The 12,049-nt window shown below is 41.6% G+C and carries 6 protein-coding genes; 5 read left to right on the forward strand and 1 reads right to left on the reverse strand.

What is annotated here, in order from left to right; translation table 11 throughout:
• The gene (atpD, locus tag Q0625_RS09845; RefSeq protein WP_298826512.1) at positions 1-1,515 is read right to left on the reverse strand and encodes a F0F1 ATP synthase subunit beta; all 1,515 of its coding nucleotides are present in this window, start codon (positions 1,513-1,515) and stop codon (positions 1-3) included.
• A gap of 331 nt (positions 1,516-1,846) precedes the next feature.
• On the opposite strand from atpD, the gene Q0625_RS09850 reads away from it, so the two are divergent.
• The 5 genes from Q0625_RS09850 to Q0625_RS09870 all read left to right on the forward strand — a co-directional run.
• Positions 1,847-2,356: a 30S ribosomal protein S16 gene (locus Q0625_RS09850; protein ID WP_298826515.1), complete on the forward strand. Its 510-nt coding sequence runs from the start codon at positions 1,847-1,849 to the stop codon at positions 2,354-2,356.
• A complete protein-coding gene (gene rimM, locus Q0625_RS09855) occupies positions 2,356-2,889 on the forward strand; it encodes a ribosome maturation factor RimM (protein ID WP_298826518.1) in 534 nt (177 codons plus the stop codon). The genes Q0625_RS09850 and rimM overlap by 1 nt, the downstream gene beginning before the upstream one ends.
• 47 nt (positions 2,890-2,936) lie before the next feature.
• On the forward strand, positions 2,937-3,377 hold the full coding sequence (locus tag Q0625_RS09860; protein WP_298826521.1) for a septal ring lytic transglycosylase RlpA family protein: 441 nt from the start codon (positions 2,937-2,939) through the stop codon (positions 3,375-3,377).
• Complete coding sequence (locus tag Q0625_RS09865; protein WP_298826524.1) at positions 3,374-4,144, forward strand: hypothetical protein; 771 nt, start codon at positions 3,374-3,376, stop codon at positions 4,142-4,144. The genes Q0625_RS09860 and Q0625_RS09865 overlap by 4 nt, the downstream gene beginning before the upstream one ends.
• 132 nt (positions 4,145-4,276) lie before the next feature.
• Positions 4,277-12,049, forward strand: a 7,773-nt coding sequence (locus Q0625_RS09870) for a hypothetical protein (protein WP_298826527.1), incomplete at its 3' end; no start/stop codon positions are given.

The raw sequence follows: 12,049 nt of genomic DNA on the forward strand, positions 1-12,049 counted from the left end.
TTAGTTTTGAGCTTCAGCAAGCATTTTTTCTCCTGCTTCTATTACTTCTTCAATAGTTCCTTTAAGGTTGAAAGCCGCTTCAGGTAAGTGGTCTAGCTCTCCATCAAGGATCATGTTGAATCCGCGAATGGTGTCTTTAATATCCACAAATACCCCAGGGATACCTGTAAATTGTTCCGCTACATGGAAAGGTTGAGAGAGGAAGCGTTGTACTCTACGAGCACGTGCTACAGCTAACTTATCCTCTTCGGAGAGTTCTTCCATACCGAGAATAGCGATAATATCTTGTAGTTCCTTGTAGTGTTGGAGTAATTCTTTTACACGTTGCGCACACTCGTAGTGGTCTTTTCCAAGAATTTCAGGTGTAAGAATACGAGAAGTAGAGTCTAACGGGTCTACCGCAGGGTAGATACCCAATTCGGCGATTTTACGAGAGAGTACTGTAGTGGCATCAAGGTGAGCAAAGGTAGTAGCAGGAGCAGGGTCAGTAAGGTCATCCGCTGGTACGTATACCGCTTGTACGGAGGTAATAGACCCTTTTTTAGTAGAAGTGATACGTTCTTGCATAGCCCCCATTTCAGTTGCCAATGTAGGTTGGTATCCTACCGCTGATGGCATACGACCTAGCAAGGCAGATACCTCAGAACCCGCTTGAGTGAAGCGGAAGATATTATCTACGAAGAAGAGTACGTCTTTTCCTTCGCCTTCACCAGCACCATCACGGAAGTACTCAGCAACAGTAAGTCCTGAAAGGGCTACACGAGCACGGGCTCCAGGGGGTTCGTTCATCTGTCCGAATACAAAGGTAGCTTTGGAGTCTTTAAGGGCTTTCTTATCTACTTTGCTAAGATCCCAACCGCCTTCTTCCATAGAGTGCATGAACTCATCACCATATTTGATAATGCCTGATTCGAGCATTTCTCTTAGTAGGTCGTTCCCTTCACGAGTACGTTCACCCACCCCAGCAAATACGGAAAGTCCTCCGTGCCCCTTGGCGATATTATTGATAAGCTCCTGAATAAGAACTGTTTTTCCTACTCCAGCACCCCCGAAGAGTCCGATCTTACCTCCCTTAGCATAGGGTTCTATAAGGTCAATTACCTTAATCCCTGTGAAGAGTACTTCAGTTACAGTAGATAAGTCCTCGAACTTAGGTGCTTTGCGGTGAATAGGCAGACCATTTTCTCCTTCTTTAGGGAGATCACCCAATCCATCTATACCATCTCCAATTACATTGAACAAGCGTCCAAAAACCTCTTGTCCAATAGGCATTTGAATAGGGTGCCCAGTGGCAATAACTTCCATCCCACGGCTTAGACCTTCAGTGGCATCCATTGAGATGGCACGAACAGTATCTTCCCCTATGTGAGACTGTACTTCCAAAATAAGGGGCTTACCTTCCTTGCTAACAATCTCTAATGAATCATAAATTTTAGGCATTTCCTTCTCTGAAGAAAACGTAACATCTACCACAGGGCCAATGACCTGTGCTATTTTACCTTTGTATTGTGCCATATCTTTAAATAAAAAAGCGCATTTATTTTTGTGTGCAAAGATACATATTTTTTCTGAAAAGCACAAAAATATTTTTAGTTTTTAGTTGCCATAGGTTAAAGGTCGGTTTTTAGTTGCTGGGTCTAACCATATATAATAATTGTGAATCAGAATTTTGAAAAAAGAATGTGATCCGTATTACCCTTTAGAAAATTAGTAAGTTATACTCCTTTATCCCTTAAACTATATCTCTAAAATCTTGAATGAAAAAAATTTGCTCATAAAATAAAAATGTTTTACCTTTGCCCCCGATTTATTAATAGAGGTCGTGAACCTCACAAGTCTTAATTATATGCCTGTAAAAATTAGATTACAAAGACATGGTAAAAAAGGGAAACCTTTTTATTGGGTAGTAGCTGCTGACGTACGAGCTCCCCGCGATGGTAAGTTCCTCCAAAAAATAGGTACTTACAACCCTAACAGCAATCCAGCTCAGATTGAGCTTGATATTGATGAGGCTATCAAGTGGTTACACTTTGGTGCACAACCTACAGAAACAGCACGTCGTATCCTTTCTTACAAAGGGGTAATGCTAAAGTATCACTTACAAGGAGGAGTAAAGAAAGGCGCTCTTACCCAAGAACAAGCTGATGCTAAGTTTGAAGCATGGCAAAAAGAAAAAGAGCAAAAAATTACTGCTAAAAAAGAATCGCTTCACAAAGGTAAAGTCTCTGCTAAGCAAGAAAGTGTAAAAGCAGAACAAGCTTATAGCCAAAAACGTAAAGAAGCGCAAGCAGCTAAGGCTCAGGAAGCTACAGCAGCACCTGCTGAAGAAGCACCCGCTCAAGAATCGGAAGCTTAATGAGGAAGGAAGATTGTTTCTTTGTAGGTACAATTGTCTCCAAATTTAGCTTTAAAGGAGAAGTCCTTGTCAAAATAGACACGGATGATAGCTCCTTGTTAGAAAATAGGGAATCAGTTTTTGTCGAATTAGGCAGGGAACTGATTCCTTTTTTTATACAAAAATGTAGCTATCACAAGGCTAATTTGCTTAGAATCAAGTTTGAAGAGGTGGATACAGAGAGAGATGCAGAGGCACTCCTTAAGCAATCCCTTTTCTTACCTCTCTCGCTTTTACCCAAACTCTCAGGTAATAAGTTTTACTACCACGAGGTAATTGGCTTTGAAGTGGTTGATGTAAATTATGGTAGGGTAGGGGTTATTACTCATGTCAATGACCGATCCTCCCAGCCAATTTTTGAAATAGAACATGAGGGACAACAAATCCTTATTCCTTTGCATGATGATTTTCTTAAGGAGGTTAATCGCAAGGATAAGAGGATTATCGTAGAAGCCCCCGAAGGACTTATTGAACTTTATCTTAATGAAGAGTGAACAGTGTAAAATAACTATTCACTCTTTATTTTCTATTTTTCATTCTTATGCGTTTTCTATATCTTTTCCTTTTTTTGTTTTTGGTAAGCTGTCATACTACTAAGACTACACAGCAGCGAAAACACTCTAAAACTACACATTCCCATAAGACTTCTCAAAAAAAAGCACCTACTGCTACTGTATCAGTTGAGGGGAAGGCCAGTGGGGTGGCTACCTATTACCATAATAAGTTTAACGGACGTAAAACTGCTAGCGGAGAAGTTTTTAACAATAATAAACTCACCGCCGCCCATCGTACATATCCTTTTGGTACGATACTTAAAGTAACCAATCCTATCAATGGCAAATCAGTAGTGGTGAAAGTCAATGACCGTGGTCCCTTTACCAAAGGAAAAGACCTTGATCTCTCCCGAAAGGCCTTTATGCAAATCACTGACAATCCTAACAAAGGTAATTTACAAGTAAGTATAGAGGTAGTGAAGGAATGAAACAAAAGCTCCTTGCCGGCATTCATTGGCTAATTGAGAAAAATCTCATTGTGGCCACTGCTGTTACTTCTTTAGCTGTCAGCACCTTGCTTATTTTCCATCTTCCTATAGCTTATGGGGAGCTTCTCTCTCTATGGGTCGGGACAATTCTTTCTTATTCCTATGCGAAGGAACGTCGCTTGAGGTATGAATGTCCTTGGTGGAGGTTTTTGGCTGCTATTGCTTGTGTGTCTTTTCTTATCCTCTCATGGTGGGGTAGGGCTATCTTCTTTCTTTCTGCAGTGCTTAGTATAGCCTATAATGCTCCTTTTCTTAGGATGCCTCTTCGTAATATCCCTTATCTTAAAATTAGCATAGTTGCTTTTTGTTGGGTCTTGGGTGGTGTATATCTACCTTTGTCAGCCTATGAAGTACCTCTTTGTACTTATTCTGTAACTATTCTTGCTTTGCAATACTTCCTTTGGGTAGTGGTGCTAATACTTCCTTTTGATATTCGTGATAAATATATTGATACCCCCTATCTACAAACCTTTTCTACAGCTTTTGGAATCCTGAAAACCAAAGTGATAGGAGTGCTTCTCATGGGTATATTTGTCTTATTAGCAGTTCTTAGCTATCCCTTATCTCTTGTATATGCTCAGTTGATAACAGCATGTATCACAGTCTTTTTACTTCTTTGTGCACAAGAGAACCAATCCCCCTTTTATAGTAGTCTTTTTGTAGAGAGTATTCCCGTGTTATATTTGATCATGGTATATGCTCTATAAAAAGTTATTCACAAATTACGTCAAAACTGATAAAAAATGTTGATAAGAAAAATAAAAAAAATATAAATAAAATTTGTTTGAAATCATAAAAAATGTTTATCTTTGTCCTCAAATCATTAATTGTTTTTAATTATGAAAGAACTAAATACTTATAAGCGTATCTGTTTGATACTCTTGTTTTTAGCTCCTTTCTTTGGCTTAGTAAAAGCACAAACTTGTGACCCTAATATCCTTAAGGCACTGAGTGAGACGCGTGTAACTTACTTTGATAAGATTACCAAAGGAGAAAAAGCTACCATTACCATTAAGTATCCTTTGATAGGGACAACTTATACGGTTACGGACAATGATGGAAACAGTAAGTCTTTTACTTACACCTCAGGAACAGAGGAATTTGTGGATCTTGAGATAGATAGCCCTGTCAATGTAGTGCGTAGGTATTCGCTCAAGGCTGAGAAAGATGGTTGTAGTTTTCAGACAGGCTTTAACTATACCATTACCCCTGAGACTGATGTCAAGCTTGCTATTCGTGTAGAGCAAGAGTGGTGTGGTACCAGTGGGGCGATTCGCTTTAAAGTGGTAGGGACAGGTGTGAATAATGCTAATTATAATTTCTACCTCAGAAAACACAATGAGACCTATGATTTCTCTACAGCAAAGCCTCATACAGGAGCTATCTCTTTGGCGGCGGGCAAGTACTATGTGATAGCCAAGCGCAAATCTGGTTCATGGCCTGAGCCTGCGGAGTCCTCTGAGATTGAGATCAAGAATGATGTCAAGACTATTGCCTTTACTGTCTCTCAAATACCTAAGATATGTGGGGCTACTTCTTTAGGTATCCGTGTGGATATCAATCAAGACCAGTGGGGTAATCATGCTGCTAACTATCCTGTATACTATACCTTATATCAGTCTGATGGGGTCACCCCTGTGCGCCCAGATACGGTACACCAGACCTCCAATATTTTTACAGGCCTTACTGCAGGTAATTATGTGGTTAAGGTAGAGAATTTCTGTGGAGCAAACCCTACTCCTCAGTCTATTAGCATTACTGATGAGTCTTTCACTTTTACCCATCTTTATACACCCATATCGGGGAAAGAGTTTAACTGTACCAAGGCGCAATTTGATGCCTTATATTTATATGGTACAGGAATCAAAAAAGCAGTGGATTCCGATGCTTTCAATTATCCTCTTACTGTAAAATTTACTTTTACAGACCCTGATGGAGTGGTATATACTCCTACCTATGTCATTAATAATAAGACAGACCTTGATACCTATTTGCCTAAATATTACTATGGGGAAGCCTTAGTGGCAACCTCTAACTTTCAGGAGTTCAATTTGCCTAACAAATCGGGAACTTGGAAGATAAAGGCGGATATTACCATGTGTGGTAATACGACCTCCTTGGCCGAGGTTACCTCTGTCCTCTATAATCCTATTGAAAATGCGATGGTGGAGGTGGCCAACGATGGCACTTCGCCTACGGCCTGCCATACCACACAGCTACGGCTTCGTTACAAACATAGAAGGGATTCCCAAGCGACCCTGAACACCTATTTGGTGATAGAGCAAGGCCCTACTAGACCTGCTAATGACTTATTCAACTATGCAGGAGCTGGCTTTTCTCTGATGCCTGCTAACCACTCTAATCCATTACTAAGAGGGAAGTATGCTAAAAAAATTCTCTTTAGCTCTTATGATTTCCAAACGGTAGTCATTCCTGACTATTTGCGCAATGGAGATACTTTCAACTTCCGCTTGGTGGATGATGAGTGTGACCCAACCCGTTATGCGGATTTGGATCCAGTTATCGTAACTGTACCTCCCACAGCAGTTGGAGTAGATATAGAAGTGATAGCCAGCTGTGAAGGAGCTACCAATACTACAGCACCTAATGGTTCTATACGAATTACCAGAATCAATGGGGCGGCTGTCAAAAAGATAGAAATTATAGAATATACAGATACAGCCAATGTGGTTCATACCTCTGGTACCATAGGTGGTACTTCCCTTAGCCTACCTTATACCCTTACCGATAATAATAGGGCAGATGAAAACAATTGGTATGTACGTGATTTGCCTAAAGGAAAATATAAACTTAGAATAACGGATGTATGTAATAATATCACAATTCCGAATCATGTTCCCCAGATTGCAGGACAGACCTATAATCTTTCCTTTGCTCCTGGTTGTGAGCCAGTAGTACAAGGAAGTATTACACTGGGAGGTACTGAAGACTGGCGCTATAATCAGTCTGAATTCGTGATACAGCATTATAAGGAAGACGACCAAGTATGGGAAGAATGGGCTTATGCAGGCCTTCCTTATAATACGCCTATCAATCGAAAAACTACCGATGAGGGCTTAGGAAAAGTAGGTAAGTTCCGTATTGTACGCCGTATCAAAAACTTAGAAAATGGTTACGAATGCCAAAGAGTGATTGCCGAACGTGAGTTCGCTGGAGAACTTAGAAGAATTGAGGTGTTAGGCTTTGGTTGTGATGATAAGAAATACCACGTTATCCTTACTCCAGAAGGGGGTACTGCTCCTTTTACCTATAAGTTGGTACATAAGCTCCCTGCAGGGAGTACCACCCCCGATACCTCAGTGGCAAGGACACAGACGGGAGACCAATTTTTTATCAACTTGGATGGTAACAATACCAACAATGCCTATAAGTTTGCCATCACCGATGCTTGTGGAAAGACAGTAGAAAAAGAGCTTACGATCGCCAATATACAACAACCTAAGATCATACCGCAGCCCAAGCGTGATTATTATTGTACAGGGCAAGAGGTAAAACTCACTATCACTGACTTAGGACCTAATGTACAAGTAGAGTGGTATCGCGAAGACAATCCTTCGGCTACTTTAGCAACAGGATTTTCTTATACCATTCCATCCCTTACCACTACAGATTTTGCTAAAAAGTATAAAGTAAGGATCAAGATACCGTCACAGCATGCTATAGAGACTTGTGTTACGGATAAGGTACAGGCTTTCCAGTTCCAACAATTGGCCGTTACTATTGCTTCATTGAATCCTAATAATGGGGAGGTACTTAAGTGTATTACAGGTACTACAGTATTCGATGTAGAAAGCCTATTCAATATACCTAATAGTCACTTAGCTGCTAACCTACCAACGGGAGCTACAGTGCGTATTAGAGAGGCTTCGGGAGTAATTGCTGTGCCTAATAATCACAAGATCAATCTTAGACCTCGTAATGGAGGACAAAAACCATTGGGGATGGGTAGTTATACCTTCTATTACGAAGTATTATCTCCTTGTGGGGAGGTGATAACCCACCAAGAAGCCAAATTGACAGTGAAAGAGCTCGTTGATTTCCAGCCTAAAACTACCATTAAGGTTTGTAATGCCAATGTAACCTTGGACGAAATCAAGCAGGAGATTATCAAAGGCTCACCTAAGGTAACTGCACTACAACCCGATTTTACTTGGTATGCCACTGAATCCAATGCTAGGGCAAGAACCTCTCCATTGGTAGGTTCCACTAGCTTGTCTACTCCTAATGGTAGCAGTCAGGACTATTGGTTACGCCTAACCAAAAATGGCTATTGTACCCCAGAAGAGCCTATCAAAGTTACTATAAAGGGAGAGACAGGTGTAACAGTTAAAAATTTAGGTGATGTAGGTTGCCAGCTCACGACCATAGCTTCCCTCAAAGCCTTGATAGATCCATCCGATGCTGCTAATGTTCTCATTTATAGAAGAGGGACAACCGTTCCATTGGCTGATGATGCTTTGATAGATAATAATGAACAGTATGATTATGCGAAGAATATTTACCAATGTGTAACAGCGCCTCAACAGGTTAACTTTACCTTTACCCCTCGTACCACAGCTAAAAACGAGCAGGTAGATGTATGTTTCTATATAGGCTATTATGGGTTGCGTACTACTCTGACACAGATTAAGACAAAATTACAGGAAAGATATCCTACGGGAGCGACCTTTAAGTTTTATTCTGCCCCCGAAGCCATTCCTGCCAATGAATATACAAGTAATAGAGAATTCATTCAATCTGAGCTTTTCTACTTTACCGTACAAGAAGCAGGCAAATGTGTCTCCTTACCATTTAGTGTAAGACCGGGTCAGAATGAAATGACCCAAGTGGAAACTAAAACAGTAACCATCTGTGAAGAAATCACCGTAGGAGAACTGATTACTAAGATGCAAACTGACTTTGGTTATTCCAATGTAAAGATACATCAAGGACGTGGAACAGGAAATATGTCGGATAATACCTTTGTGGATTGGAACAATGCAATCTACTTCTCTGCTGAAGAGACAGGTAAGTGTCGTAGTACTAAGGTGCCTTTAATTATTAAAAAGAATCCTAATGTAACGGTGGCTACCCCTAAGACTTTTGAGGTATGTAAGGCTGTAGGTCAGCAACCTAAGGTGAGCGACCTAAAGACTGTAGTGGGGAATGATGCTAGAATATTTGTCCGTGACAACAATAACCGCTGGGTATTACAGGGAGATAATGATAATGTATATGAAGCTAACTCCTACTTCTATACTATAGAGGAAGCAGGCAAGTGCCCCAGTGAAAAGACGGCCTTGGTAGTACGTATCACTCGTAAGACTGCTACACCTAATGCACCTACAGCAGGTACTTTCTGTACCGGAGCTACCATAGCTGATCTTAAGGATTATATAGATAATACCCCTCAAAATGTGGGTACACTACGGGTATATGCTACTAATACGGATACGACTCCGATAACAGATACAACAGCCTTAACGGACAATACGACTTACTACTTCTCCTTACAGGATACTGATCCTGCCAAGTGTGAGAGTGATCGTAGGGCGTTGCTGGTTACCTTAGTGGCCAAACCGACCGTGAATGCTACCTATACCTATTGTGCAGGTACTAAGTTGGAAACCCTTTGGGACGATATAGATGCGAATGACTCTGACCGTTCCCTCAAGTTCTATGAGAACGCTTCAGGAGGTACTGTCCTTGCAAGAAATGCGGTTCTAAGAGCAGGTAATTACTATGTAGCAGAGTCTTCCACTACTTCTGCATTGGGTAACTGTGAGACCTCTCGTGTCCAATTGAAGGTAGTGCTTACCAAGGTAACAGCCATAACTGCTGACCTAAGCACAACAGAGGTGAAATACTGTAAGGGCGCTACCAATGCTGCGGCACTTTCGGTAACCGCTGAAGGAACCGGCAATTTTACCTATACTTGGTATAAGGCAACCAACACTACCGAAACAGGTACAGTGGTAAGAACTCAGGCCAATGTTACGACCAATCAAGATACTTATACCCCTGCTACAGACACTGTAGGTACTTCCTATTACTATGTAGTGGTAAAGAGTGATTGTGGCGATGATAAGGCCAGCCAAAGGGCTAAGATTACCATTCAATCCTTGCCAGCTATTACCACGCAACCTGTGGCTTTGAGCAAACCTTGTAAGGATAGCACACTGACCCTATCTATAGCACACACAGGCGATGGTACACGTTCAGTACAATGGTATAAAAACACCTCCAATAGCAATACAGGAGGTACAGCTATCTCAGGCGAGACAGCCAATACCTTTACTGTACCAACTAGCATCGTAGGTACCACTTACTATTATGCTGTTGTATCCAGTGATACAGCTTGTACTCCAGCGGTAAGTAACGTTGCTGAGGTAGTGGTGACTGAGCCAACAGCTATTGACACCAATCTTAATACAACCGAAAAGAAATATTGTAAAGATGATACTACGGTTTTGGATCTTTTGATCAAGGCTAAAGGAACCGCTCCTTTTACTTACAAATGGTATAAAGCAGCAAATGCTACTGATGTAGGTACACTTGTAAGAACGGAAGCTAACACGAACAACGATGAGGATAGCTATACACCTGTGGTAACTACCATAGGAACCGCTTATTACTATGTAGTGGTAAGTAGCGCTTGTGGTACTGATGTAACTAGTGCTCGCACACCTATTACAGTAACAGAAAATACGGCTATTGATACTGACCTCTCTACAGCTGAAGAGAAGTACTGTAAAGGGGACACTTCAGTGAGTCCACTACTAATCAAGGCTAAAGGGACTCCTCCATTTACTTACCAATGGCATAAGGTGGATGCAGTTACATTAGCAGATGTAATAGTAAGAACAGAGCTTAGTACGACAGTAGCTCAGGACACTTATACTCCTGAGACAACTACCATTGGTACTTCATATTATTATGTGGAAGTACATAGTTACTGTGGTGCTGATAAAATTAGCCAAAGAGCAAAGGTTACCATTCAGGATATTACCACTAAGCCGGCACTTACTGCAGTAAATCTCTGTCAGGGCGCTACAGTGGCCGATCTCAAAGCGCAATTGGCTCAGACCCTTATAGGTACATTGAAAGTATATGCAACCGTTACCGATTCTGCAAACTTGGCAGATACTACCGTGCTTAATGCCACTACTTATTACTATACTGCTACTCAGATAGGTAAGTGTGAGAGTGATAGGCAAGCCATCGTAGTAACTCTCGTACAGAGACCTACTCCACAAGCAGCGTATGCATATTGTACAGGTACTACCGTAGATACCCTTTGGAAGGCCATAGATACTAACGATAGCGATAACTCTATCAGAATCTATAACGTAGCTACAGGGGGAACCCCACTTACACGTACCAACTTACTCTCTACCGCTACTTATTATGTGGCAGAGACAGCCTCTAATGGCGGAGTTGTTACTTGTGAGACCACAAGAGTAGCTACTCAAGTAACCATAGGAAGTGTGGCCAACCCAGTCATAGCAACAACACCTGCTACTTGTGGGGTGGCAACAGTGGCTAAGGTAACCAACCATGCTCCTGGTATTACCTATACCATAACCGATAGTACCAATACGACCGTTGCAGGTACTTCAGTAGCTGCTGACGGAGCAATAGGAGGTATTACAGCAGCAGGTACTTATAAGATCAAAGCAACACAGGGTACTTGTACTTCAGGGGAAGTGACCTTTACCATAGCTAATGCACTGCCTGTTCCAGCTACACCTACTGTAGCAGTAGCACCACCTACTTGTACACTGATGAGCGCAGCCAAGGTAAGCAACTATACGGATTATACACATGGAGAAACCTTTGTGATAACCAATAGCAATGGAACAGTTGTTGGTACAGTAAATAGTACTGGTAATATTACTGGGCTTACCACAGCAGGTACTTATACATTGACTATAAAACGTGGTACTTGTAGTGCTGCCGCAGTGGATTTTGATATAGCTGACAAGCTCCCAACACCTGCTAAACCAGTGGTAACCCTAACCCCTGCCAGCTGTACTAGTCCAACGGTGGCTAAGATTACTAACTATGTATCTGGCCAGACTTATTGGAATGGTAGCACACAGCTTACAGTGAACACAAGCACCCATGAGATTACAGGTCTTGCTGTTGGTACTTATACCATCACGGCTAAGAGTATCAATAATTGTGAGTCTTTAGCTTCAGCTAGCTTTGTAATCAAAGCAAAAAAGGTTGCAACCACCACTACCAACCCAACAGGTGCCACTTATGTAAAGGGTGCTACCGCTACACCGCTTACAGTAACAGCTACAGGCGAAGGAACTCTTAGATACCAATGGTTTGAGGCTAACTCTGCTACAGCTACCGGTACCGCAGTAGGTAGCAATAGTCCAAGCTATACACCTTCTACGGCTACCGTAGGAAGTAAGTTCTACTATGTAGAGGTAACAGGAAGTTGTGGTACAGTCAAGAGCGCCGTTGCAGAGATTAAGGTAACAGCGCCAGCTACTACTATTGAGGCGAATAACGATCCTAACACATCTGTAACCAAGGGAGGAGAAGTGGATGTACTTAGCAATGATAAGGTCAATGGCAACCCTGCGACTCCAGCAAGT

It is taken from the genome of uncultured Capnocytophaga sp. (assembly GCF_938029845.1).
Classification (GTDB): Bacteria; Bacteroidota; Bacteroidia; order Flavobacteriales; family Flavobacteriaceae; genus Capnocytophaga.